General features: G+C 61.0%; 22 protein-coding genes, 1 tRNA gene and 2 pseudogenes. 5 read left to right on the top strand and 20 right to left on the bottom strand.

All coding sequences use genetic code 11. The features are described from left to right. The first annotated feature begins 8 nt into the window (after nt 1–8). Both ACUY3D_RS02535 and ACUY3D_RS02530 read left to right on the top strand, forming a co-directional pair. Nucleotides 9–1,201, top strand: a protein-coding gene (locus tag ACUY3D_RS02535) for an IS3 family transposase (protein ID WP_448240273.1) whose coding sequence is annotated in 2 segments (ribosomal slippage) — nt 9–288 and nt 288–1,201 — 1,194 coding nt in all. Because the reading frame shifts where the segments join, the coding sequence is not laid out codon by codon here. 85 nt (nt 1,202–1,286) lie between these two features. Then, on the top strand, nt 1,287–2,237 hold the full coding sequence (locus tag ACUY3D_RS02530) for an ROK family protein (protein ID WP_319803317.1): 951 nt from the start codon (nt 1,287–1,289) through the stop codon (nt 2,235–2,237). A 27-nt stretch (nt 2,238–2,264) separates the two neighbouring features. Here ACUY3D_RS02530 and ACUY3D_RS02525 read toward each other — a convergent pair whose 3' ends face one another. The 8 genes from ACUY3D_RS02525 to ACUY3D_RS02490 form a co-directional block, all read right to left on the bottom strand. After that, entirely contained in the window at nt 2,265–2,471 is a 207-nt protein-coding gene (locus tag ACUY3D_RS02525) for an HAD-IA family hydrolase (RefSeq protein WP_070524703.1), read from the bottom strand. Between the two features lie 18 nt (nt 2,472–2,489). Continuing rightward, nucleotides 2,490–2,618 (bottom strand): hypothetical protein, encoded by a 129-nt coding sequence (locus tag ACUY3D_RS02520; protein WP_256375375.1) that lies wholly within the window; start codon nt 2,616–2,618, stop codon nt 2,490–2,492. Between the two features lie 295 nt (nt 2,619–2,913). After that, nucleotides 2,914–3,282, bottom strand: a complete 369-nt coding sequence (locus tag ACUY3D_RS02515) for a hypothetical protein (RefSeq protein ID WP_083299238.1) — start codon at nt 3,280–3,282, stop codon at nt 2,914–2,916. A 135-nt stretch (nt 3,283–3,417) separates the two neighbouring features. Beyond that, a complete protein-coding gene (locus ACUY3D_RS02510) occupies nt 3,418–3,906 on the bottom strand; it encodes a ferritin (protein WP_070524707.1) in 489 nt (162 codons plus the stop codon). A gap of 228 nt (nt 3,907–4,134) precedes the next feature. Beyond that, a complete protein-coding gene (locus ACUY3D_RS02505; RefSeq protein ID WP_448240272.1) occupies nt 4,135–4,467 on the bottom strand; it encodes a hypothetical protein in 333 nt (110 codons plus the stop codon). Further along, nucleotides 4,403–4,918, bottom strand: a complete 516-nt coding sequence (locus ACUY3D_RS02500; RefSeq protein WP_448240271.1) for an HtaA domain-containing protein — start codon at nt 4,916–4,918, stop codon at nt 4,403–4,405. The genes ACUY3D_RS02505 and ACUY3D_RS02500 overlap by 65 nt, the downstream gene beginning before the upstream one ends. Nucleotides 4,919–5,044: 126 nt before the next feature. Then, complete coding sequence (locus ACUY3D_RS02495; protein ID WP_180963879.1) at nt 5,045–5,707, bottom strand: biliverdin-producing heme oxygenase; 663 nt, start codon at nt 5,705–5,707, stop codon at nt 5,045–5,047. Nucleotides 5,708–5,885: 178 nt separating this feature from the next. Further along, nucleotides 5,886–7,295, bottom strand: coding sequence for a SulP family inorganic anion transporter (locus tag ACUY3D_RS02490; protein ID WP_070524759.1), 1,410 nt, complete (start codon nt 7,293–7,295; stop codon nt 5,886–5,888). Between the two features lie 348 nt (nt 7,296–7,643). Here ACUY3D_RS02490 and ACUY3D_RS02485 point away from each other — a divergent pair, with 348 nt between their 5' ends. Continuing rightward, nucleotides 7,644–8,819 (top strand): esterase/lipase family protein, encoded by a 1,176-nt coding sequence (locus ACUY3D_RS02485; protein WP_070524711.1) that lies wholly within the window; start codon nt 7,644–7,646, stop codon nt 8,817–8,819. A 15-nt stretch (nt 8,820–8,834) separates the two neighbouring features. Here the strand turns inward: ACUY3D_RS02485 and ACUY3D_RS02480 are convergent, their stop codons facing one another. From ACUY3D_RS02480 to ACUY3D_RS02460, 5 genes are read right to left on the bottom strand one after another with little or no spacing between them, the layout of a single operon-like run. Continuing rightward, entirely contained in the window at nt 8,835–9,893 is a 1,059-nt protein-coding gene (locus ACUY3D_RS02480; RefSeq protein ID WP_070524713.1) for an HtaA domain-containing protein, read from the bottom strand. 3 nt (nt 9,894–9,896) lie between these two features. Beyond that, nucleotides 9,897–10,703, bottom strand: coding sequence for a heme ABC transporter ATP-binding protein (locus tag ACUY3D_RS02475; RefSeq protein ID WP_070524714.1), 807 nt, complete (start codon nt 10,701–10,703; stop codon nt 9,897–9,899). Continuing rightward, nucleotides 10,703–11,758, bottom strand: a complete 1,056-nt coding sequence (locus ACUY3D_RS02470) for a FecCD family ABC transporter permease (RefSeq protein WP_070524716.1) — start codon at nt 11,756–11,758, stop codon at nt 10,703–10,705. Before ACUY3D_RS02470 ends, ACUY3D_RS02475 begins: the two co-directional genes overlap by 1 nt. Next, nucleotides 11,739–12,797: a heme/hemin ABC transporter substrate-binding protein gene (locus ACUY3D_RS02465; protein WP_070532438.1), complete on the bottom strand. Its 1,059-nt coding sequence runs from the start codon at nt 12,795–12,797 to the stop codon at nt 11,739–11,741. Before ACUY3D_RS02465 ends, ACUY3D_RS02470 begins: the two co-directional genes overlap by 20 nt. A gap of 43 nt (nt 12,798–12,840) precedes the next feature. Continuing rightward, nucleotides 12,841–14,712 carry an HtaA domain-containing protein gene (locus ACUY3D_RS02460; RefSeq protein ID WP_144793836.1) on the bottom strand — a complete coding sequence of 624 codons (1,872 nt, stop codon included), beginning with the start codon at nt 14,710–14,712 and terminating at the stop codon, nt 12,841–12,843. Nucleotides 14,713–14,837: 125 nt separating this feature from the next. Here ACUY3D_RS02460 and ACUY3D_RS02455 point away from each other — a divergent pair, with 125 nt between their 5' ends. Then, on the top strand, nt 14,838–15,359 hold the full coding sequence (locus ACUY3D_RS02455) for a hypothetical protein (RefSeq protein WP_070524723.1): 522 nt from the start codon (nt 14,838–14,840) through the stop codon (nt 15,357–15,359). 18 nt (nt 15,360–15,377) lie between these two features. On the opposite strand, the pseudogene ACUY3D_RS02450 reads toward ACUY3D_RS02455, so the two are convergent. The 7 genes and pseudogenes from ACUY3D_RS02450 to ACUY3D_RS02420 form a co-directional block, all read right to left on the bottom strand. Then, nucleotides 15,378–15,788: pseudogene (locus ACUY3D_RS02450) on the bottom strand (Sir2 family NAD-dependent protein deacetylase); the annotation flags it as partial. Further along, on the bottom strand, nt 15,686–16,462 hold the full coding sequence (locus ACUY3D_RS02445) for a type I restriction endonuclease (protein WP_070524725.1): 777 nt from the start codon (nt 16,460–16,462) through the stop codon (nt 15,686–15,688). The pseudogene ACUY3D_RS02450 and the gene ACUY3D_RS02445, both read right to left, overlap by 103 nt. A 9-nt stretch (nt 16,463–16,471) precedes the next feature. Next, complete coding sequence (locus tag ACUY3D_RS02440; protein WP_227485839.1) at nt 16,472–17,119, bottom strand: restriction endonuclease subunit S; 648 nt, start codon at nt 17,117–17,119, stop codon at nt 16,472–16,474. Nucleotides 17,120–17,209: 90 nt separating this feature from the next. After that, nucleotides 17,210–17,698, bottom strand: a complete 489-nt coding sequence (locus ACUY3D_RS02435) for a restriction endonuclease subunit S (RefSeq protein WP_232748495.1) — start codon at nt 17,696–17,698, stop codon at nt 17,210–17,212. A gap of 7 nt (nt 17,699–17,705) precedes the next feature. Continuing rightward, nucleotides 17,706–20,246 (bottom strand): annotated as a pseudogene (locus tag ACUY3D_RS02430) (type I restriction-modification system subunit M); the annotation flags it as partial. 168 nt (nt 20,247–20,414) lie between these two features. Continuing rightward, a tRNA-Met gene (locus ACUY3D_RS02425) sits at nt 20,415–20,491 on the bottom strand. 157 nt (nt 20,492–20,648) lie between these two features. After that, nucleotides 20,649–23,627, bottom strand: coding sequence for a UPF0182 family protein (locus ACUY3D_RS02420; protein ID WP_070597329.1), 2,979 nt, complete (start codon nt 23,625–23,627; stop codon nt 20,649–20,651). A gap of 123 nt (nt 23,628–23,750) precedes the next feature. Here ACUY3D_RS02420 and ACUY3D_RS02415 point away from each other — a divergent pair, with 123 nt between their 5' ends. Continuing rightward, nucleotides 23,751–24,341, top strand: coding sequence for a PPA1309 family protein (locus ACUY3D_RS02415; RefSeq protein ID WP_070520224.1), 591 nt, complete (start codon nt 23,751–23,753; stop codon nt 24,339–24,341). The last annotated feature ends 16 nt before the right edge of the window (nt 24,342–24,357 follow it).

Raw genomic sequence — 24,357 nt, 5'->3', positions numbered from 1 at the left:
CTACCACCATGTCCAGGTACTCCGAACAGTTCAAACGCGATGCTGTGGCCCTCTATGAAAACAATGAGGACCTCTCGCTGAACGCAGCATCAGCAGAGCTTGGAGTCAATCGTTCCTCACTTTATTCCTGGCTTAAGCAGTACGGCACCGGCAAGCGTGCCCGCACGAAGACCATGCGTGACAAGGCGAAGGCGACGACTGATTCTGAGCGAATCCGCCAGCTGGAAAAAGAAAACGCGAAGCTGCGCGAAGAACGCGATATTCTACGTAAAGCTGCTAAATATTTTGCCGAAGAGACACGCTGGTAATCCGCTTCCAGTTTGTCTATGACCACCGAACCGAATACTCGGTCAAGCGGATGTGCCACGTGTTAAAGCTCAATCGCTCCTCGTTCTACAAATGGGCCAACACCCGCGAAAAACGCAGGTTAAAGACGTGTTCCGATGCCCTTATTGGTGCGAGAATTACAACCATCTTCGATGATGAGCACGGGCTTTATGGTGCTAAACGCATCGCTGCAAGCCTCAACGACGATACGGACTTTCCTCCGATCAACCACAAGAAGGTCGCACGCATCATGAAATCCATGGGACTTAAAGGCTTTACCAAGCGCCGCCGATGTGTCACTACCAGGCGCAAGCCTGGCCACCGAGTCATGCCAGACTTAGTAGGCCGTACATTCACAGCCAACGAGCCGAACCGCGTTTATCTTGGCGACATTACCTACCCGCCCTGTAAGGGTGGCAAGAACATGTATTTGGCCACAGTCATTGACACGTATTCACGGAAACTTGCAGGTTATGCGATCGCAGACCACATGCGAGTGTCACTGGTCGTCGATGCACTAGCCCACGCGCACGGTGTGCGTGGCAGTCTTGACGGGGCTGTATTCCATTCCGATCACGGCAGTGTGTACACCTCACAAGCCTTTAGGGACCACTGCACCCAGCTTGGTGTTCGCCAATCCATGGGAGCGGTGGGAACGAGTGCTGATAATGCCCTGGCAGAATCATTTAACGCCACCTTAAAGCGTGAAGTCCTGCGTGATCGGAAAGTCTTTGACAATCCCATCGTCTGCCGCCAAGAAGTCTTTCGATGGTGCATGCGCTACAACACGCGCAGACGGCATTCCTGGTGCAACCTTCTAGCCCCCGATGACTTCGAAGCACTCACATCAGCTACACTGACCCAAGCAGCATAGCTAACCCCCGACGTGTCCACTGTCCGGGGGTCAGGCCCGTCTCCACCTCGTACGCCTCAATCCCATCATCACGCGCAGCGAGCTCGTGGAGGCCACCGGACTGTCCCAGCCCACCATCACCCGCGCCACCGCCGCTCTCCTCAAGGCCGGCCTCATCCAAGAGCGCACGGACCTCACCCGCTCCCAAGGTCGCGGCCGCCCCACGGTTCCGCTCGAGGCCTCCGATAACGGCTGGCTCCTTTCCGGCATCGCGGTCGGCACCACCTCGACGTATATCGGCCTCTACGACACCCGCGGCCGCATTATCCGCGAAGACAACGTTCCCACCCCGGTCTCGAAGCTCAGCCCCGATGACTTCGTCGAGCACGTCATCGCTGGCGTCAACCGGCTCACCACCGGTGTCGACCGCACACTCGTTTCCGTCGGCGTGACCACCTCCGGCTCCGTCGACGAAGAAGGCAAGGTCCACGCGGCCAACCTCGGCTGGGACGGCATGGATATCGCAGGACGCCTCGACTTCCAGTTCGGCGTCCCCGTCACTGTCACCCCGGCCGTGCCCGCCATCCTCGCTTCGGAGACGCAGGCCGCTCCTCTCGGCGACGAAGCCCGCACGCTCGTCCTCTTCGCGGATGACTCGATTGGCGCCGCCCTGTCCGATGAGGACGGCGTTGCCTCCATCGAGCTCCCACAGTTCGACGGCGCCGACCCACGCGACACCCTCGTCAACGCCGCGCTTGCGCCCCGTCTCGCTGAGGCTGCCGATGCCCCCCTCGGTCCTTGCCCAGCGCGCCTCCGACCTCGGCCGCCTTACGGCCCAGCTTATCGATGCCCACCGCCCCGACACCGTGGTCATCGCCGGCTCCGCCTTCTACGACGTGCCCACCGCGCCGAAGCTCTTTGCCTCGGCCGCACGCGGCGAGCTCGACCCCGATCTCGCGTCCGCGACGGAGCTGCGCATGATCCCCAACCACAAGGAGATCGTCCGCTCCATCGCCCGCGCCGTCGCGCTCGACCCGCTCCTGCGCACGCCGCTTGAGCTGAACACCGCGAAGGTGCGCGCCGCCTAGGCCAGCCCGCACTCCGCACGCAGTTCGGCAAGGTTGCCGTCGTAGAGATACCCGCGCAGCCCTGCCGCCCGTGCTGCGTCGACGTTGCCCTGGGTGTCATCAATAAAGAGTGTGTCTTTCGCACTCGCACCCAACGCGTCCATCGCCACGTCGAAGGCCCGCTTGTCGGGCTTGACCACGCCAATCTCGCCACTGAGCACCACGGCGGTGAATTCCTTGAGTCACGAGTCGTTGCGCTCGCGCACCATACGACCGAGTCCCACCGGAATATTGGACAGCACGCCCACCGCATTGCCCGCGCCAAGCAACTCCTGGGCGACCCCACGACGTCGAGGTCCGGCGCCGTACACGGCTCGAAGTCCTGAGCGACGGCCTCAGAGATATCGAAGTCCGGAAGGCCTAGGCGCACCTGCATCTGGCGCCACCAGCGTTCGTCGCTCACCACGCCCGCGTCATAGGCCGGGCGCAATTCGTTATACGCCGTCCAAAAAGCGGCCGGATCCTCGGCACCGACGAGACGTAGCAGCGCCTCCTTCGGCTCCGGTGGGCGATGACGGAGCAAGACTCCGTAGAAATCGAAAAGATACGTCGACATACATCCAGACTACGGAAAGCCGCGCAGACTCGTCCCAAAACGACAGAGTTCTAGAAACGGAACAAGCGTCCGGGCAGCCCCGTGGGCACGAGCAGCACCGCCACGGCACCCAGCGCCGCGCCTCCTGCATACAGCGGCACAATGGCGTCCGGAATGATGCCGAGCGGCGTGAAGATCACCAAGCCCACGGCGGCAAGCACGAGCGCGCCGCCGACTGACGCAATGGACTTCTGCGGCAGGCTCACCGCGATGAGCGCAGCAAAAAGAAAGAGACCCGCCCCCGCGAAGGGCCCCAGCATGAGTGCCGCACCAAGCAGAAAAGTGCCGAGCGCAACGTGCGTACTGCTCAACGCCATGCCGACGCCCAAGGCGACGGCGAGCGCGAGGAGCACGACCACGGTCCAGGTTTTCTGCTTCATAGACATATAAAACGCAGTCTCCCACCAACCATGGGGTTGGTGGGAGATATTAGGACAATCTTGATGGGTTTGTTACCGCATGGTCACTGTCCCTTGACCTTTGTGTATTAGCTAGGCCTTGATGGCCACGCGTGACTACTTTGCGCGGGAGCCCAGAGTGGCGTCGATGCGCAGGAGGCCGGAGCCATCGTTGCCCACGAGCTTGATCTGGTCAATAATCTCGGTGACGGTGTCCTCTTCCTCAATCTGCTCGTCGAGGAACCAGTTCACGATCTGGCGGGACTCAAGGTCCTTCACCTCATCAGCGGTACGAGCGATCTCGCGGATCTGCTCGGAGACCTTCTGCTCGTGTGCGTAGGCAGCCTCGAAAGCGTCGAGCGGGGTCGCGGCCTTCACAGACGGAACCGGGACATCGGTGAGCTCCACGCGGTAACCGCGTGCGAGGAGGTGGTTGGCAAACTTCTGAGCGTGCTCGCGCTCCTCCGCAGCCTGAGCGTAGAACCAGTCACGCATGCCCGGGAAGGAAAGATCATCCATCTCGTAGGCCAGCTGGGTGTAGATGAGGGCGGCGCCGTGCTCGTTAATAACCTGTGCGTTCAGCAGGCTCTGCAGCTTCTCGTTCATTGAATATCCTTGCCTTTCGGTACCTGTTCAATAGGTAAATTTCTGTCTTTTCCGACGGCTATCCAACGGGTTTCCGGCGGTATAGTCTCCCATAATACAGATATTCAAAAATGCCGCTAGCTAGGTTAGGGTTCCCAAACATGCAGGCCAAAGACAATTTTGGTCACGGTAACCTAAGTTACCGCAACCTGATCAACGCCCGAATCCACACAAACGGAAGCAATCGAACTAGAGTCGGATGCCCGCCCGCTTGAGCGCATCAAGCACCAAAGGCATCCCTGCCACCGCGGTACCCACGAGCGCCACAACGCCCGCAATCACCCCCACGAGGATGCCGATACCCTCGCTCGACGGTTCCTCCGAGCTCAGCGTTCCCAACTGCGCGGAAGCCTGGGCAAGTCCCGTCGACTTATGCCCCTCGACTACCCCGGCATCCTTGCCATCAGCGAAGTCCAGCACGAGATCAACGTCGCCGCCCTCAAGTATCTGACCTTCCTTATAGCGCAGTAGCGAGCCCTCCAGGCCTGCACCCGCGGTGGCCTGGCGATCCTGCGCGCTCACCATCGGTCCCAACCGCGATGGGGGCATCGAGGGTGAACGTGACCAGCACGTCATCATCGCCATCCCTGTCGACCTGCGCGCCCTTATCGCCCGGATCCCCGGACAAAACGTAGTCTCCAACGAGCTCGACCTTCGTGCCTTGCACCTGCAGCTTGAGATCTGAGTAGGTGAGATCGAGGCCGGCCGAGCCGCCCGCGCCCAGGCCTTTGTAGGCCACGATATGCGCCGAACCGTCAAGGACGATGGTGCCGTTGCCGTCCGCATCTAACGTCGTCTCAGCGACGTTGACCGGAAAGAGCAGCTGATTGTCCTTATACGTCGCCCCATCCGTGGTCGTCCAACGGCCAGCTGCCATTGGGCCAGCAAGATGCTCCATAAATGAGGTCTTGATGGGCCAGGCGAATGTACCCGCCGTCAGGTCCTGCGTTGCAGCAGTAGCCGGAACAGCCATTGCAGAGACGATAAGAGCAGATGCGAGAGAAGCAGAAGAGATTTTCTTCACGCGACAGACCTCCAGGTCACTTTAGAAATACAGATAAAACAAGAAGGGGGAAGAGAGGAAATAGTGAACCCGGCGCTACGCTGCGCCCGGATACAGCTTCGCTAGCTCGGCGAAGACTGCCGAGTTACACGCGAAGGCGGCCTGTGCCTCGGCGATGAGAGCGGCACGCTGGGCATCAGAAAGCGCGAGCTCGTCGAGCGCCTTGCGGTACGCGCTGCGGTAGGGCGGAATCTTGCCAATCGCCGCGAAGTTATAGAAATTGAGCGCATCCGGGTCGATACCGTAGAGAGCCCCCAGGCGCGCGGCAATAACCTGCCCACCCGAGATATCGCCAAGGTAGCGCACGTAGTGGTGAGCAACGACCCGGGGCTCCGATCCCGGCGTATCGAGCGATTCCAGGCGCGCGACGTAGCGTGCGGTGGCGGGAAGGATACGCACCTCGTCGCGCCACTGCGGGCCGTACATTTCCGCGAGGTCGAGTTCCAGCGCATCGCGGCGTTCCAACCGGGGGTCGGCCACCGCTCCGGCGATGCGAGTATCCGCTACCGTGCGGACCGCGCGCTCAAGCGCCTCATAGATAAACCACAACTGCCCAGTAAAGGTGGCGAGTGCCTCTGCGCTGAGCTCACCCGCCATCAAGCGGGTCATAAAATCTGAGCCCTCTGCGCTGGCGTGCGCTCGCGCGGTTTCCTCACGCAGCATCTGCGAAAGCGGCGTCGTGGTCATGGCAACGGTCATGGCCAAATTCCTCCTGATTAAGTAACGCTTGCCTAACCTTAATGTGGATAGTCTAAACAAGGCAAGCCTTACATATCAAGACCTATGCCATACTTCATGCCCACAGTGACGCATATTCGACCGAAAGTATGACTAATCGTCGCACCCCCATGCTCAGCGCACATCTCTCCCCCAGGTTTTAGTCCCCCAAATTGCCCGAGAGCCGGTCGAGGCGCTGCTGACTGACCGGATCAAGACCCCGAATATCCACGGTCACGCCGCGCTGCGCGTATTTCTCACGCACCGCATCCAGCGTCGCCACAGTCGAGGCATCCCATACCTGCGCAGCCGACATGTCGATATCGACCTCAGAGACTCCCAGCGTGTAGTCAAAGGAATAGACAAGGTCGTTGGACGAAGCAAAGAAAAGCTGGCCGGTGACGCGGTACGCGGCGCGGGTGGCATCGGAAGCAACGAGCTCGACCTGGGTGAGGTGCGCGACGCGACGCGCGAACGCAATCATGGCCGTGAGCACGCCGGCGATGACGCCGACCGCCAGGTTGTGAGTAACCAATGTCCCCACAACCGTCACGAGCATGACCAGCGTTTCCGACAGCGGCATGCGGTGGATGGTGCGCACCGAGTGCCAATCCACCGTGTCCGCGGCGACGAGGATCATGACGGCGACAAGCGCAGTCATGGGAATCGCACCCACGGTATCGCCCAACACAAGGATGAGAATGAGGAGGAAGATGCCAGCGAGCAGGCTCGACAGGCGCGTGCGAGCACCAGAAGCTTTGACGCCAATCATCGTCTGGCCAATCATCGCACACACGCCCATGCCGCCGATGCTCGCCGCAAGGACGTTGCCAATACCCTGACCGAGGGACTCGCGCGTTTTATCCGAGTGGCTGTCCGTAATGTCGTCGACAAGTTTGGCTGTGAGCAGCGACTCCATGAGGCCGACGAGGGCCACGCCTACCGCGTACGGGCCGATGAGCGTGAGCGTGTCGAGCGTGAGCGGCACGTCAGGGAAAACGAAGCCCGGCAGGCTCGTGGGTAGCTCGCCTTGGTCCGCGACGTCCGGAATGTCCCAGCGGAAGACGACGACGAGCACTGTGATGACGAGGATCGTGATGAGCGGGGCGGGGACGACCTCCGTGAGCCTCGGCCACAGAAGCATGATGACCACACCGAGCGCCACGAGGGGATAGACGATCCACGGGACGTGCATGAGGTGCGGCAGCTGCGCGGTAAACATCATGATGCCCAACGCGTTGACGAAGCCAGTCATAACGGAGCGCGGGATAAAACGCATGAGCTTGGCGACCCCGAGGAAAGCGAGAACGATCTGCAGGACTCCCGCCAGCAGCACCGCCGCGAGGACGTACTGCAGACCGTGGGAGGCAGACAAGGGAGCAATGACCAACGCGACCGAGCCGGCCGCGGCGGAGATCATGGCAGGACGACCACCAGTAAAGGAGATGGAGATTGCCATGATGACGGACGCGAAGAGTCCAACGCGTGGATCCAGCCCCGCCAGGATCGAAAAGCTTAAGACCTCGGGGATAAGCGCGAGGGCGACGGCGAGGCCGCCGAAGACTTCCATGCGCAGGCGCGCGGGGGAAGAAAAGACGTAGCGAAAGCTCGCGAGCACGCCGGTAGGCGCAGGAATTTGGGCTCGTCCCCCAACTACCACTTCCAGAGATAAACGAAGGCCCGTCAGCTGCGCGCTGACGGGCCTTCTCCCCATGACTAATCTTTCGGCACTTACCGTGAGAAGGAAGTGGAGCGCGACCTTCCTAGTAAGCAACCGCCCGTGATTAGGCAAGGCTTAGTTTATAAACCTTTAGTTGGATGGTCAAGGGGGAACGAGAACTTTCTCCCGCGATCCCGCGAAATATCACCGTTACCACTAATAATTCCGAAAAATTAATGTATCGCGGCACGAAATAGGATGAGAGTTATGGCAACAGATTCGTTCAAAGAACCGCTCAAAGAACTCGAAACCCTCATCTCCGAGGGACTCGGGCGGTTCTGGCGTTCAGACCCGACTCCCCCTTCCGTCAGCTACGACGCCACCGAAGGCCTGCCGGAGACACCGGCGGCGGAACAAGTTTCAGACTCTCCGCGCCACGGCATTACCACCCCTGCGCCCGCTAACGCCTTGCGCGAGGAAGTGGCCGACGAAATCGCCGAGCTATTGCGTGCCGAGCGCCGCAGCTTCTTCGACCTCGACTTTCGCCATCCACGCGGGTCCGCAGGCGACGACCACGAGGCAGAGACCGCGGCACGCCTGGCATCGCTACCGCTCGGCGCACGCCTGAAGCCACGCGGCGTTTTCGAAGACGACTGGGCAGCGCGCCCGGATGAAGACCACCCATGGCCCATCATTCTCATCCACGGGACGACGGATACGAAAGGCGTATGGCAGCTGCTCGGCTCCGAGCTGCGCGAGGACGGCTGGACCGTGTTCGCACCGGACTATGGCGCCCGCGCCACCGGCCCCATCGCCGCCTCCGCCGATCAGGTCGGCGCGTATATCGACGCGGTCCAAGCCGTCACCGGCGCGGAACAGGTCGTGCTCATCGGACACTCTCAAGTCGGTATCGTCGCCCGCTACTGGATGCATAACCACGATGCGGTGGACCGCGTGCGCCACATCATCTGCCTGTCGGCGCCCAACCACGGCACCACCCAAGGTGGAATCGTCAGCTCGTTGATTTCCAGCCGCCGCCAAGAACACGTCATGCGCTCCATCATCGACGCTTACTTCGGCCCAGCCGGCATGGAACAAATCGTGGGCAGCGCGACGCTGGAGGAGCTCAACCGCAACGGTGACCTGGCCCCCGGTGTGAGCTACACGTGCGTGGCCACTAAGCAAGACTCCATCGTCGTGCCGCCGGAAACCTGTTTCTTGGATCCCGGCGACACTCCCGACGGAACGGTGCGCAATGTCTATGTGCAAGACGTCGACAAACGCGCCGTCGTCTCACACATGGATATGCCCATGGACAAGCGCGTGCGCGCCATCGTGCGCACGGTGCTCAAACAGCTCTCCCCCACCCTGGACAATCCTCACGACGCCCAAAGCCACGCCCTTGCCAACGCGGGTCACGCCGACTCGGAATAGACCCGTGCAGGTTCGCTAACGCAGGCGCGCCAGCAGGGGATTAAGAACGCCGGACTGCACGATGGCGCCGCCGATGACCGCAAACATGCCGCCCAGAGCGGTCAGCGCCAACACGATATTCCACACGTTGGAAAAAGAAGAGCCTTCTTCGCCCTTGTTATCCGTGCCGCCTTGGTTCTGATCCCGCCCCTTTTCCGGCTTCTTCTCTGGGTCCTTCTCAGGAGTCTTTCCTTGGTCTCCTGCCTGGTCCTTGCCCTGCTCGTCGCGGCCCGGCTCGTCCTGCTCCCCTGGGGTGGTCTCGGTGCCCTCATCGGCAGGACCCACACACTCGGACGCGGTCTTCAAGGTCACCTGTGCATCATCAAGTTCCGGCTTGTAGCTCTCGTTGTACATGCCCATGAAGATCACGTCGATACCCTCGATGTGCTGGATCTTCGACTCGCGATCGTAGTAGGTACCCGCCTTCGGCTTGTACGTCACGTCGGTCGCATTCAGCGTGAGCATATCGCCGTCCTTCGACCATGCGGCATTGCCCTCAGCGAAGGTATCCGTGCCCGACTTCTTGTTTTCTTCCGTGCGGTCCTCCGGGGTGTATTCCGTCATGCCCTTGCCCGGCACGTAGTAGCCCTCGTAGGACGTGCCCGCCTTTGCCTGCCCTGCCTCCGTGAGGACATAAGGCGAGAGCATCTTGGTGTACAGCGCACCGTGGTGGCCCTCAAACTCCAGCGTCGAATCCTTGGTTCGAATATCGGCTTTCGTGACGGTGCCGTCTTCGCCCAGGCTCACCGAGGACGCAGAAGGATCCACCTCGAAGTGGAACTGAAAGTCTGCTCCGCCTTTGTTACCCTCGTCCTGCGTTACCGCGCCGGACGTGGTCCACCCACCCCTCGCGATGGGGCCGGTGATGTAGTTGCGGAAAGATTCCTTGATGCCCCAATTCACAGTTCCGGAGACAATGCGGGTCTCCAGGGTCTGGCCAGGGGCGCAGGTGGGGGCATCGGCAGCAAAGGCTGCCGGAACGGTCAGCGCCGAGGCGGTCAGCGCCAGCGCGAGAGAAGAAGAGACAATACGCATGAGTTAAGACTCCTTAAGTAGATCGACAAAAGACTGCTCGGGATCGGCGACCTGACATCGCGCGGGATGGACTGAGATGTGGCCGTCTGCCTTGCTCACCTGGATGGGCCAGCGATAGACCTGCGACAAAATCTCGTCGGTGTAGACCTCGCGCACCGGGCCGGCGGCGGCAACTGCCCCGTCTGCTAGGCACACGATGTGATCGCAATAGGCCGCAGCGGCGCCCAAATCGTGGAGTACCACCAGCACCGCCACTCCAGCCTGCGCCGCGATCGAGCGCACCAATCCCAAGACTTGTTCTTGGTGGCGGATGTCCAGCGCCGCAGTCGGCTCATCGAGAAGAATCACCGGGGTCTGCTGCGCCAGTACACGGGCCAACGCCACACGCGCACGCTCCCCGCCAGAGAGCGTGGCAATATCGCGGCCGGCCAAGTGCGTCGCATCCACCGCCGCAAGCGCTGCGTCGATGATCGCGTCGTCCTCGGCCTGCCTGGCGGTGCCCTCCCAAGGGCGCCGGCCCATGGCCACTACATCACGCACGAGAAACTGGAAGGACACAGTAACGTCCTGCAGCATCACCGCACGCGCACGGGCCAACGCCCCTGGGGAGGACACCGCCGGATCCTGCCCCACGAGGGAAACGGAACCGGTGTAATCAATATCGCCGGCGATGGCCGCCAGCAGCGTGGACTTGCCCGCACCATTCGGGCCGATGAGGCCGGTGACCTCCCCTGGGCGGGCGACAAAGGAGACATCGGAAAGCAGGTTCCGCTCGCCGATCGAAACGGAAAGATTCGCAACGTTAATCATCAATGCATTCCCTTCTTCATCATCCGGCGCAACAGCACGAAGAAGGTGGGGCCACCCACGAGCGCGGTAAAGATACCGATGGGAAGGTCGGCGAAAGGAATGAGCGTGCGCGCAGCGACGTCGGCAAAGCCAATGAGTACGGCGCCCGCCACCGCAGAGGCCGGCAGCAAGACCCTGTTTTCTGGGCCGATGATCGTACGCAGCAGGTGCGGCACGATAAGGCCGACGAACCCAATAAGTCCGGCGAAAGCAACTGCGCCGGCGGTAAGGATCGCCGAGGCAGCGATGGCGATAATGCGCAGTCGCTTGACGTCGACGCCAGTGTGTTCCGCGGCGCGCTCGCCCAGCGCGAGCACATCTAGCTGGCGGCCAAGACGCAGCGCAATGGCCATCCCGAGGAGGGCGATGGGGAGGCCCACCCACACGTGTTTCCACTGGGAACCGTTGAGCGAACCCATTTGCCAAAAGATGATTTGCTCGCGGTTCGCGGTAGGCGCCAGGTACATCATGAAGGAGATGATGGCGTTGCACACCGCGTTGATAGCAATGCCGGTCAGGATCAGATTGACCACCGCCACACGCCCTCGTGAGCGCGCCAACTGGTAGATCAGCGCGGTAACCAGCAGCGCCGTAGCAAACGCCGCGAGCGGCACCGTGAAGGTACCCAGGACGGAGATATTAAAGACGATTACCACGGCCGCGCCTACACCGGCACCGGAGGTCACGCCCACGATGGAGGGCTCAGCCAGCGGGTTGGCGAACACGGCCTGCATGAGCGTGCCCGCCACTCCCAAGCACGCGCCGACCAAGAAACCGAGCAGAATGCGCGGCAGGCGGATCTGCCACACGACGTTGGCCGTCAAGCCACCGCCAGGGCCCGCGGCCATAATCTGCACCAAGTCACCCAGCGCGACGTAGTACTGCCCCAGCGCAAGCGACAGGATGAAGGCGACACCAAGCAGCACCCCAAGCGATACGAATACACCAACCCGCAGGCGGGAGCGCCGAGCGAAAACCTCCGTGGGGGCCGCCGGTTTAAGCATTGTCTGGGTCATAGATTGCCTGCGCAAGTTTGAGAAGGGTCTGTCCGGTCAAGGGCCCGAAGGCGAGCGATTGCCCGTCTGGGATGGTCACGATCCGCTGCTTTTGGCCCGCGGTGGTTTGTGCAATGCCGGGGCGCTCGAGGAGGCCTTCGACGCCGCCGGTCGACTCCAGGCCGCCCGTCATCATGATGATGACCTCAGGGTTAATCTTTGCCAAAGATTCGGCGTTGGCAGGTTCGGCGTAAGAGAGGTGGTATTCGGTGCCGAGGTCTACGCCGCCCACACCCTCAATGAGGTCCTTGGCACCCGTGCCTTCTCCCATGATGAAGAAGATGCCGCCGTTGCCGCGCGCGTAGAGGAACGCCATGCGCATTGGCTCCTCCGGCACGATGTCTGCGATGGCCGCCTTATCTTTTTCGATTTCTTCGACGGAGCGGTTGGCCAGCGTTTCGCCTTCGTCTGGCAGACCCACGACCGCGGCCAGGTTTGTGATGTCCTCGGCCACCGAGTCAATGGTGCGTTTCGGCTCCATGACCACGGTGGTCACCCCTGCGGCGCGAATCTGGTCGATGGCGTCGCGTGGGCCGATCGAATGATCGACGATGACCAGCGTGGGCCGGAGTTCGAGCACGGCTTCCACGTTGATGTTGTGTCCGCCCTGGGTCACGACGGGGCGATCGGCGATAGCGTTTTCCGTCGACGACACCGTGCGACCCACGATATTGTCCGTAAGCCCTAGGCCCTCGAGGGTTTTCGTATACGTACCGTAGAGATCCAATGCCACGATTCGGGACACATCCGTAACGGAGACGTCGTAGCCGTCAGCATCCGTGAGCTCTACCGGCAGCGCGGGAGTAGGCGACTCCGCCACCGCGACGACATCCTCGAAGTCCGTCACATTCGACACACCCGTAAACGAGCGCGGGTCTTTGGCCGACTGCGCGTCTGGGAGGGCGTCGCGCAGCTGCGCGTCTTGGGATTCATAGGCGCCTTGGACGCCGCACCCTGTGAGGGCGAAGACACACGCCAACGCCACCAAAAGTCGTTTCATGCGAAACGTATCCTTTCTCAAGTCTTGGGTAACAAGGGGTGCGCTACGCCGGGTTGCGCAGGACGACGGAGCCCATGGAACCGCCGGCGATGGCGAGGCCTGCGATAAGCAGCAGGAGCCACGTGCTCGCCTCCGGCGAGGAGCCCGCGGCCGCGGCCTTCTTGATCTGGAAGTTGCCGCTGCCGTCTTCATAACCAGACGTGCTCGTGCCGGCCGCGGCCTGCGGGCCGTCTCCCGCAGAGCTTTCCGATGCCGCCCGCTTTGCCGCCGCAGCGCTCTGACCGCCGGAGGTCGTCGCCGCACCAGTGTGTGCCGTAGTTCCGCTCGCCCCGGCGCAGTCCCCGGATCCGCCAAGTTGTGCATGCAACGAAAGCGGATCAAGGGTCGTGCCCGGCTCATAGAAATTCGCGAACGCATCATTGCCCGCTGCGGTCAGCGTGACGGTGGCTTCGCCGTCGACGGCGGAGTCACTCACGTCGAGCAGGCTAAACGACACGTCTCCGAGCACCGTGCGTCCAAAGTCCTTGCGCTCGCCCTCCATGTTGGAGGAACGCACGTCGGCGATGAGTTGACCGCTCGTCCCGTTGAACCGGACTTCCAGGTTCGCGATATTGAGATCGAGGACTCCGTTGTGGCCGGTAAAATGCATAGCGCCGCCGTAGCGGATGGAACCTGACTGCGCCGCAGTATCCACATCTCCGCCGGTGCCCGTGAACTGGAAACGCGAGTTGTCGTACCCTACGCCGTCGAGCGTCCAGGCGCCCTTGGCGATGGAGCCGGTGATATACGACTGGAAGGACTTCTTGACACCCCACTCGGCGGTCGCAGCCTGCACGCCCGTGGCTACGCAGGTTTCTGACTGCCCATCACTAGCCGCGGACCCGGGGTCCTGTGGCCGCGCGGTTCTTGTGGTTCCAGTAGCACCAGTAGTGCCGGAAGTACCCGAAGTACTACCCGAAGTGCTCGAAGTACTACCCGAAGCACCCGAAGGGCTCGCGGTGCCCGAAGTGTTGGCTCCCGACGCGCCTGAACCACTCGTGGTGCTAGTGGTAGTGCTGGTGGTCGTGCCCGTGGCGGCTTCCGTGCGAGAACGGAAGGATTCTAGCTGGTCTAGGAAGGACTCCGTGTTGCCCATGAAGGTGGTCAGGCCATTCATGGTGTCGTTCGTTTCCTTCAGAATCGCCATGGCTTCTGCATTGCGACCAGTAAACGTGCCCGAGATTGTCCCCAAGGACTTCGAACCGCTGCCTGAACCGCCAGAGGACCCGCCGCAGCTGCCATCCGTGGCCACGGTCCCTGACGAGGGGTCCATCGACTGTCCCGACTCATAGGCAATGAAGAGTTTGTGTCCTTCGTCGGTGAGCGTGACGTCGCCGGAAAGGTCGAGCGTGTGCGCGGACGCGTCGACGGGTTGATCTAGATCGATCCCCGCGATGACCACGTTATCGCCGGTAATCTGCGGGCCGCGTGCGGACTTATCCACCATGTCAGATTCATAAGAGACGTAATCCACCACGATCGCCGCCCGGTTGCCGGAGGCCTGAATCTGCCAGTCTGTCAGCGTCATATCCAACAGATCGTCGCCGCCGTAGTTGTGTCCAGTGAAGTGGATGACGCCGCCGAAGGGGACGGTGACGGTATCGCCGTTTACGGAAGCCTTGCCCGGAGTGAAGGTAAAAGCACCGTCTGCGCCGGTTTCGGAACCGGTAAAACCAATGCCGTCCGTTTCCCACTGGCCCTTGGCGACTTGGCCTTGGATATAGCTTCGGTAGGACTGCTTAATGCCCCAATTCCAGGAGCAAGTGCCGGCAGCCGAGGCGACAGGAGCGTTGAGCGCGACCGAAGGGAGTGCGATGAGAGTACTGGCAGCAAGAGTGCCCAATATTCGACGGAGAATCACGGAGAGAGTCCTCATGAAGTATTGATGCGATGAACAAAAAGAATCAGAAGTTAGGCTACACATACCTAAGCAGTTTTGTATAGGCTATACTAACCTAGATTAGGTAAGCAACCCCCAACAAAGGACACCCTCATTCGGTCATGACATCGTCGTCTACCAGCGCCTTCAAAAATCTGTATCCCGACGTAGACCCCACGCGTGGGCTACCTCTCAGCGTCTCCGAGCGCCTTGCGCTGTCTCTCGCGCTCGCGATTGCAGCTTATGGAGCCGTCACCGCAGACATGCTCGTTGCAGGCGCCGGCGTGGCCTTCACCCTCATCGCCTCGGTGCTGCAACAGCACAAGACCGCGCGTCGGATTCGCTCCGAAGCGCGCACTCGCTTCCCCGGCGAAGACTGGGCCGAATACCGCGCCACGCGGCGGCTCAACCTCGGCGTCCTAGTCCCCTTGTGGGTCTGCATCATCATCGCCTTGTGCGCGGCCGGATACTGGTTCGTGCCGCTCGAATATGCAACTCCCGCCGCCATCGTCATCGCGGTTCTCGTTGCCCTGCTCGCCTGGTTCATGCCAGGCATCAGCCCCCTGTGGCGAGGCAAGCAGACCGATCCCCCGGCACCAGAGAAAAACACCGACACCGCAGTCATGTACTTCGAGAAGCTTTAGGCCTGCCGTACCCCAGCCTTACACATCAAGCAGATCCAGTAGCTCATCAAAAGCCGGCGCTACCTGCGTGCGCCACAGCGTCGTCGCCTTCGGGTCGCCGCGTCCGGGGCCGCCGTTCACCACAGAGACCTCTTTGCCCTGCTTGAGCGCGTCGAGCATGAAGCGATAGCCACTCATCACGGCGAGCGACGAACCGGCGACAAGCAGCGAGCGCGAGTCCGCAAGCAGCGCACGCGCGGCGTCCCGCCGCTCCACCGGAACCGGCTCGCCGAAGTAGACGACGTCCGGCTTGAGCAGCTCCGAACCGCAGCGGACGCACGGCGCCATCACGAACTCGTCGACCGCCTGCTGCGACAGCGCGACGTCGCCGTCCGGGTTAACTTCATCCGCGCGCACGACCCAGCGCTCCAGATAGCCCGGATTCGCGGCTCGTTGTTGAAGTCTGCCCAGTGGAAGAAGTAGTCCGGGTTGAACTTGCCTGCGCCCGGGTTGGCGAAGTAGATCGTCTCTTCTGGGGTCATGGCGACGAAGATTTGCACCAGTGAGAAGATTCCCTGGTAGACGCCCTCGTGGGCGTACTTGGCTATCTGGTTCGCACCTTGGGAGACCGGCACGCCGGAGCGCTTCAGCTCGATGTGGAAGACCGGCATACCGTTAATGAGCAGCATCAAGTCGCCACGTCGGGTGGGCAGCAGCTCATTGGCGGTCTGGAAGCGCGGCTGGACGGCAATCTGGTAGCGCGACTGGCCACCGGCAATCTCTAGGCGATCGTAGATTTTCAGGCTAACCTCAGAGCCGAAGTTGGCGGCCTGCGGTGCATCTCGGGTAATGGTCACGGTGCTACCGTTGATGAACTCGTTGAGCGCCAGCGGCGTACGCAGGTTGTTGACCTGCTCGATGATTTGCGCCATCTCGCCCTCGGTGAGCGGCACGTCGCCAAGCAGGTTACGGCCCCGGTTGTTGGCGTAAAGAATGTTCGCCCAGTTGTCGATGAGCTGCTGCTCTGTCGGGAAGCGCAGCAACTCCTTGCTCCAGCCGTGGCGGGTTAGCAGGTCGATGAGTACCGCCTCGAACTCAGCCTCAGAACGAAATGGTGTGGTCATAGCTGCTCCTTAGATGAACATCCGTTGCAGCAGCGCCGCCTTGGCCTGCTTAAGGGACTCGATGTACTTGGCCTCGGTAGCAATGAGCGTGTCCAGCCGTGTGAACACTGCACCGATGGCCTGTTGTTCTTCAAGGGTGGGTGGAATGGTAGCCGCCGCCTCTGCCAAGTGACGGGCGTTCAGTGACGGCAAAGCACCGCTCTGAGTGAATCGGGTCAGGTCCACCGTCTTGAGGTAGGTATCGGCAAACTGAACATCCCAAGATTTGGTGTCCAAGGAAAACGCCATGAGATTGTTGTCGAGGAGGAATGTATCGGTAGCGAGTCTTTTGCGCCCTAGGAAGACAGCAGCGCCAACCTTGGCGAACAGAATCGCAGGTACAGCTGTTACAGGCACCCAGTGATTACGAACAATCTGTTCCTCCGTCACATAGTGGTTGGCGGAGCGCAGTTGCAGCTCATTCCCTGGTGCGGAGAGGTCCGATACCTTGTAGAAAGGTAGGCCTGCTTCCCCGCCTTGTTCACGTTCCGGGAATCCGACGCCTGACTTGAACGAGCCGAGTTCACCCAGTGTTGTCGTCTTCCACTCACCGTCGAAGCCCTCCAGCCGCAACTCCGGCACCGTCTGCCCCTCCTCTTGCGGGAACATCCGTTGCATGAGAGCAGTTTTGGCCTGCTGCAGGGCCTGGTGCTTCTTGGTGTGCTGGTTGATGGCATCGTCGAGGTTGGTGAAGATAGCGCCGATGGCCTACTGTTCTTCGAGAGCGGGCGGGAAATAAACAGCCTGATTGAACAGCTCAGTCTTCGTGATACCTTTGATGGTGCTACCCTGCAGCTGGTCAGCGAGTCCCTCCATACGCCGCTTAACAGTAAGAGCGATGTATTCAGGGTCACCGGAAAGGTCTGATAGCGATACAAAGTCCTGGCTGGTGGCGTAAGGGAACGGCATAAAAGAGACCTTGCCAACGCCAACACGAGTGACGACTGCAACAGAGTCGGCAGGAATCTGCATAGCAGCAGAGCGTGAAATAGCTTCCTCGGTGATGTGCTTACGAGGGGCGACCGGGGCGACCCCCTGCTCCGCAACATCAGAGGATTGAATCCAAGGGATGTCCCCGGACCAGTAGCCCGGTTCATCGCTAGATGGCGTACCGCCACCGTAAGTCCTTTCGCTGAGGTCTCCAATGGCTTTCAATTCCCACTCACCATCGAAGCCCTCCAGGCGCAGTGCGGGCACGTTGTGACTATGCATCGCGACCACCGCCCAGCAGCTCCTGGAGTGCAGCCACGGCCTGCATGTCGGCGGCGTTGCCGGTAAGCCCGCTCAGTAGGCCAGCGAGTTCTTGCTCCGTCTCGCGAATCTTCACGTCGAGGTCGGTCAGCGCGACGGCGTACTTGTCGTGCAGCGCCTGGACGCGGCCGGCCAGGCCTGCAAGCACGTGACCAGGGATTTCGCGCAGGTCATCCATAAGTGAAGTAATCCACTTGGCGGTGAGCACCTCATCGACCTGCGCTTCGGTAAGCGCTTCAATGGTCGCGTAGGTGTCTTTCTCCAACTGCTCTTGCGCAGCCTTGAGGTTCTTCTTGAGCTTGTCCCGCTGGGCGATAAGTGCCTTGGCGCTGAGCATGGCAGCCTCAGTGCTGTCCTCCGGCCAGGTCTCGCCCTTGGCCAGCTTCGGCAGGTCCTTGATGGCCTTGTTCAGCTCGGTCTTCTTGAAGGCGTCCTGCTTGTCGTTAAGTATCTCGGTCAGGTCGGTCTTGTCGACTTCGCTTAAGCCCTCGACAAGCTGTGTTAGCTCAGATACAGCTGTGTCCACGTCGCGACTTAGCTGCGTTACCTGGTCCTTCTGTTGCGCCAGGTAGAAGGTCTGCACCAACTCGTTGGGAGCAACGCGCCCGTCCCATCCGATTTGGACATAGACCTTTTTCTTTTCCTTGGTCTTCCACTCCATCACGGGGTGGTTGACCCGCAGGGCATCGAAGCCTTCGGTCTGGATGACTTCTAGGTCACCGGCGGTTTTGACCCAGCTGTCATGCAGTACCTGGTAGCCCTCGTAGGCATCAACCAACGGTACAGGGTCGAGTCGGTCGAACAGGTCTGCCTTAAGCTGGTCCTCGGTGGTGGTAATGGGCACGGTGGCCGCGCCGTCCACCAGCAGCGCGTGCAGCTTCTCCGGGAGGTCGGATAGTGCAGCGTCAACCTGGTTACGCAGTGCCTGGGCTGCAGGGTGCTTGTCGATGGTCTCGCGCAGGTTGGCGGTCTTCAGCTCCGCGTAGCCTTCTACCTTCTCGGTGAACAGCGCCTCACGCAGTCCCGGTAGGGCGGTCCAGTAGTGCTCCAAGGCGGCAATCTCACTGGTGGGGATGCCGCCGTGCATGGTGGCGTACAGGTCTACAGACTCTGGCGGCAGGGTGGCGGACACGTAGCGCGGGATGTTGAGGTTGTGGTCGTTGGCACGAATCTCGTCGCGGGTCACGACCTTAGCGAAGTGTGGCACGTCAACGCGGTTGCGGACGGCATCGACGATGCGCTGGATGTCGCGGGCACGCAGGTGGTTGTACTTACCCTGCTTGATGAAGCCCTGCGAGGCGTCGATGAACAGCACGTCATCGCGGTCACGTTCTTGCTTGAGCACCATGATGATGGTCGCGATACCGGTGCCGTAGAAGATGTTGGAAGGCAGGCCGATAATGGCATCGATGTGGTTGGCCTCGATGAGATTGCGGCGGATGTCGGCCTCCGAGCTGCCACGGAACAGCACGCCGTGCGGCAGGACGATGGTGAGGATACCGTCGGGTTTGACGTGGAACAGCTCATGCAGCAAGAAGGCGTAGTCGGCCTTGGTCTTCGGAGCTAGACCAAACCGTGCGAATCGCGGGTCAGCCTCGTTGCCTTCGGGTTCCCACTTCTGGGAGTAGGGCGGGTCGGAGACTACGGCGTCCACATAGAGCGGCTGGTAGGTCTGTACCGGGTCGAACTCGTCGAACATCGGCCAGTCATGGGCCAAGCTGTCACCGTTGCGGGCGACGATGTTGTCCGCCTTCACGCCGCGCATGACCAGGTTCATGCGGGTGAGGTTGTAGGTGTTCTCGCGCAGCTCCTGGGCGAAGTACTTAATACGGTCTGGGTCCCCCATGCGCTTGGCGACGGCATGGCCGATGTTAAGCAGCAGGGAGCCAGAGCCGGAGGTCGGGTCGTAAATCTGAATCTCGTCGCGGTCCTTGAGGTGGTCAGCGACGATGTTGCTCATGATGAGCGAGACCTCATGCGGGGTGTAGAACTCGCCTGCCTTCTTGCCCGCGTTAGCCGCGAACTTCTCGATGAGGTACTCGTAGATGTATCCCAGCACGTCATAGCCCTGCTTGCCATCAGTGGGGATGTCATCGATAAGGTCCAGTAGCTTCTTGATGGCTGAGGTACGGGCAGCGTCGGTTGTGCCCAGCTTCGACAGGCTGGTGTCCAGGGTGTTAAGGATGCCCTCGAAGACGTGCTTGTGCTCCGGGGCGATGTTGCGCTTGAAGGTAGCCAGGCCGTCGCGCACGTGAGCGATGGAAAAGTCGTTACCCATGTCCCGCCACGTCGAGTACAGGTTCTCGTAAGTGAGGAAGTAGCCCAAGTTGTTACGCACCAGGGCCACGGTGTCAGTGTCGGTCTCAACGAGCGCATCGGGCAGGTCTTCCGGTTCAGCGTCGTTATTGAGCATGAACTGCTCTACTTGGTCGGACAGGAACTTATAGAAGATGAAGCCGAGAATGTAGTCCTTGTAATCCTGCGCTTCGATCTTTGAGCGTACCGACGATACCGTACAGCGAGAAGATTTTACTTTCTAAGTGCATGGCTTGGGGGGAGCGGCGAAGTCCTACGTGGTGCAGGATTCAAAGCCCCAAATGGCGATTCCAGCACAAAACAGAAAAGGCCCCTACCGGTGTTTCCACTGGTAGGGGCGGGAAGTTGGTAGCGGGGGCAGGATTCGAACCTACGACCTCTGGGTTATGAGCCCAGCGAGCTACCGAGCTGCTCCACCCCGCGTCGAGATGTACTTCCGAACATCAAGCGCTTCAGCACACTGTGGTTAATCACTGGGATTGTTACCCCGTGTGCCGACGACTCATGTAACTATACAGACGCCATGGCGCCTACCCAAATCCCCTGGGCAGGCGCCATTTTTCTGGACTATGCGGAGCTACTACTGAGACTGCAGCGAGCGGTACTCCTCCACTGCCTTGTCCAGCTCGTCCAAGGCCTTGCCGTACTCCTCAAAGGAACCGTTCTTAGCCTTGTCCACGCCATCGAGAGCCTTGTTGATGGCGTCGATAGCCTCGCCTTCACTCGATGCCTTCGGAGCGGAGGCCGGTGCGGAAGCGTCGGAGTCCTTGGAGTCAGCCGCATCCTTCTTGTCACCGCCAGCGTTTCCGGCCTGGTCACCGTCCTTGCCGGTATCGCCTTCGATCTCCGTAATGTTCTGAGCGGCCTTCGGGTCGATTCCAACCTGGTCCAGGGCCTCACCGATGGTCGGGGCATAGCCCACACGGCCCTTGTAAGAGACCAGCACGCGCAACAGCTTCGGGAACGCGGACTCTTGGCCCTTACGCTGCGAGTAAATCGGCTCGAGGTAGAGGATCTCCCCATCCCCCACCGGCAGCGCCAAGAGGTTACCGTTCTTCAGATCATTCGACCCCTGCCACAGCGTGCGGTCACGCGCCACCTGGTCGGAAGACATCATCGCGTCCTGCGCCTGCTTCGGGCCCTGGGTCTGGGTATTCGTCGGCAGCACGCGCACGGTGATGTTGCCGTAATTGTCTGGGTCAGAGGACACCGCCATGTGCGCGGAGAGGAACTGACGGTTCAGGCCACGGTAGGAAGTGATGAGCTGGAAGCTCGGCTTCTTGGTCTCCGGATCGGCAGCCAGCACGTAGTACGGTGGCTGGTTCAGACCCTGGGATTCACCGGCGGTGGGGTCCTCCGGCACGGACCAGAAGGCATCGTTGTTGAAGAAGACGCCCGGGTCATCCACGTGGTACTTGGCCAGCAGATTGCGCTGCACCTTGAACATGTCCTCCGGGTAGCGCAGGTGCTGGCGCAGTTCGTCGGAGATCTCCGACTCTGGCTTGACGACGCCCGGGAACACACCCTCCCACGCCTTGAGCACGGGGTCTTCGGTGTCGAACTCGTAGAGATCGACGGTGCCATCGTAGGCGTCGACAGTCGCTTTGACCGAGTTGCGGATGTAGCCCACCTGGTCGTTGACCAAGCGCTGCGTCGTGCCCGTCGGGTTCTGAGTGTCCTGGGTGGTCTCCGTCAGGGAGGTGCGCTGCGAGTACGGCAAGGAATCCAGTGTGGTGTAACCGTCCACGACCCACTTGACGCGGCCGTCGATAACCGCCGGGTAGGTGGAGGAATCCGTGGTCAGCCACGGGGCGACCTTCTCCACGCGCTCGCGCGGATCGCGGTCATAGAGCAGCTTGGATTCCGAGCCGACACGATCCGAGAGCAGGAAGTTTAGCTCCTGGTATTTCAAGGCGTAGGCGGTGCGGTCAACGATGTTTCCGATGTCTACGCCACCCTTACCGTCGTAGGTGTAGGTGGAGGTATCGGTATCGTATTCCACCGGCTTATCGCCGGTCTTGCCCACGATGGCGTAATCCATGCCGTCCTGTGCGCTAGCGATCACAGGGCCGAAGTAGGTGCGCGGCTGGTCTACCTTGATGCCAAGGGATTCCTCAGCGTTCTTGGTCTCGCCCTCGCCTTCGGCGTCCTTGCCCGCCTGGGTCTGCAGGTCAGCAACAGTGAAGATGGGGAAACCACCGCGGGCGGAACCGGCATCTCGAGCCACCTCATCGACGGTATTTGCCTGCGCGGCGATAAAGCCGTTGCCGTGGGTGTACACGGTGTGGCGGTTGATCCAGTTCTGCTGGTTCTCCTGCAGCTCGTTGGGATCCAGCTCGCGCGCGGCAACCACGAAGTCACGCAGCTCACCGTCGATTTCATAGCGGTCCATCGCCAGCGTCTCTGGGAAGCCATAGAAGTTCTTCAGCTGCTGCATCTGGGTGAACGTCGGCGCCAAAATGTCCGGGTCCAGCAGGCGCAGGTTGGAAATGGTGGAGTCATCGGAGGCGACCTTGTCATCGGAGACGTCGTCAGCACCCCAGTTCTCCTCGTAGGTCACCTTGTCATCGGTGAGGCCATAAGCAAAACGCGTGGACTCAATGTTGCGGGAGATGGACTCCGCCTCTTTAGCCTGGCGGTTCGGGTTCACGGAGAAGCGCTCCATGATGAGCGGCCAGCCCTGACCAATAACCAAGGAAGACAGCACCATGAGCACCACGGCCAGGCCGGGGATGCGCAAGTCCTTGATCACGACGGCAGAGAAAATCGCCACGGCCACGAACACGCCGATGATCATGAGAATGATCTTCGCCGGCAGGTAGGCGTTGATATCCGTGTAGGAACCACCCGTAAACAGCGAGTGCTGGTTATACAGCAACTCATAGCGGCCCAGCCAGTATCCAGCCACCTGAAGCAGCATCCAGATTCCGGCGGTCACGGCAAGTTGAGTGCGCGCCGACTTCGACAGCGAACCACGCACACCCGAGGCGCGGTTACCCAGGCGAATGCCACCGAGAATGTAATGCCCCACGAGTGCGATGAGGAAGCACACGGCAACCAGCATGGAAGCAGCGCTGACCAGCATCGACCACACCGGCAGGCGGAAGGCGTAGAAGCCGAGATCGTGGTTGAACTGCGGGTCCGTCACCCCAAAATCGTGGGAGTTCAGAAAGAGCATGACGGTGCGCCAATTTGCCTGGCCCAGCAGGCCAGAGACAACACCAACGAGGACCGGGATGACCTTGAGGAAGACCCTCATCGTGCTTTCAATGGATTTGCGATATTGATAAACCGGGGAATTGAAATCCGCCATGTCCATCGAATCGCCGCGCCCACGCCAGACAATGAGCCCCGCTACGTAGGTGACGGCCGCCGCCACTAGTCCGAAGAGGACGAAGAGCACGATGCGCATGATCAGGGTCTTGGTGAAGACCCCGCGGTACTCAATCGCGCCGAACCACTTCCAATCCGTATAGAAGCCCACGAGCATGGGGCCAATGAACAAGAGGACCGCGATGATGGCGACAACCCACGAGAGAAACTTGGGCGGACGTTTCATCGGGGCGGTGGGTCGGTTGAGTCCGGAAGCCAACTCCAGCTCCAATCAAGTGTCGTGCGAATATAGAGGTATCAAGCTTCTAGTCTAGAGAAGCACTATGACCGTCAACGAACAAGGACGCTTATGAGTTCCCAACCTTCCTCCCAGCCCGCTGTACACCGCGCGCTCAACAAGGCCATGCGCGAGGCCGTGGATTTCATCCACGCCGAGGGCTGGGATGCCCCGCCAACTCTCTTTGCGCTCGTGCCCACCGAGCTGGTGGCCGCCCAACTTGGGGACGTCGACGACTCCTCTCCCCTCACCCTTGTAGTGCAGGAATTGCCGGAGGGCATCGAGCCGGGCTCGGAGCACCTCGCGGACTACGTCTCGCGTCTGGCGTGGCCGCGGGAGATCGCCGGCGTCATCCTGGCACAGGAGATCATGTTCAAGGACACCGCGGACGCCGCGCTTGGCGACGCCCGCCCCGCGCGCCTCTTCTCCGGAGTCCTGCGGGCTACCGCCATGGCCGGCAGTTCCACAGCCGATTCGGAGGATATCGACGAGGACGGCGCCGAACTCACGCTTCTTCAGCTGCGCCCCACGGAGGAGGAACTGGCAGAAGCTGGCCCCTTCGCGCAGGACGATATTCAGCTGCGCGGCGGCCCGAACGTGGCACCGGGGGTCATCGCCGCCCTGCGCTACGGATTGGAGCAAGATCCGGAGGAGATGCTCTAATCGGCTCAACCTCTCA

The organism is Corynebacterium guaraldiae (genome assembly GCF_053480195.1).
Note: the sequence above shows the minus strand (reverse complement) of the source record. Positions and strands in the feature narration are given on the sequence as shown.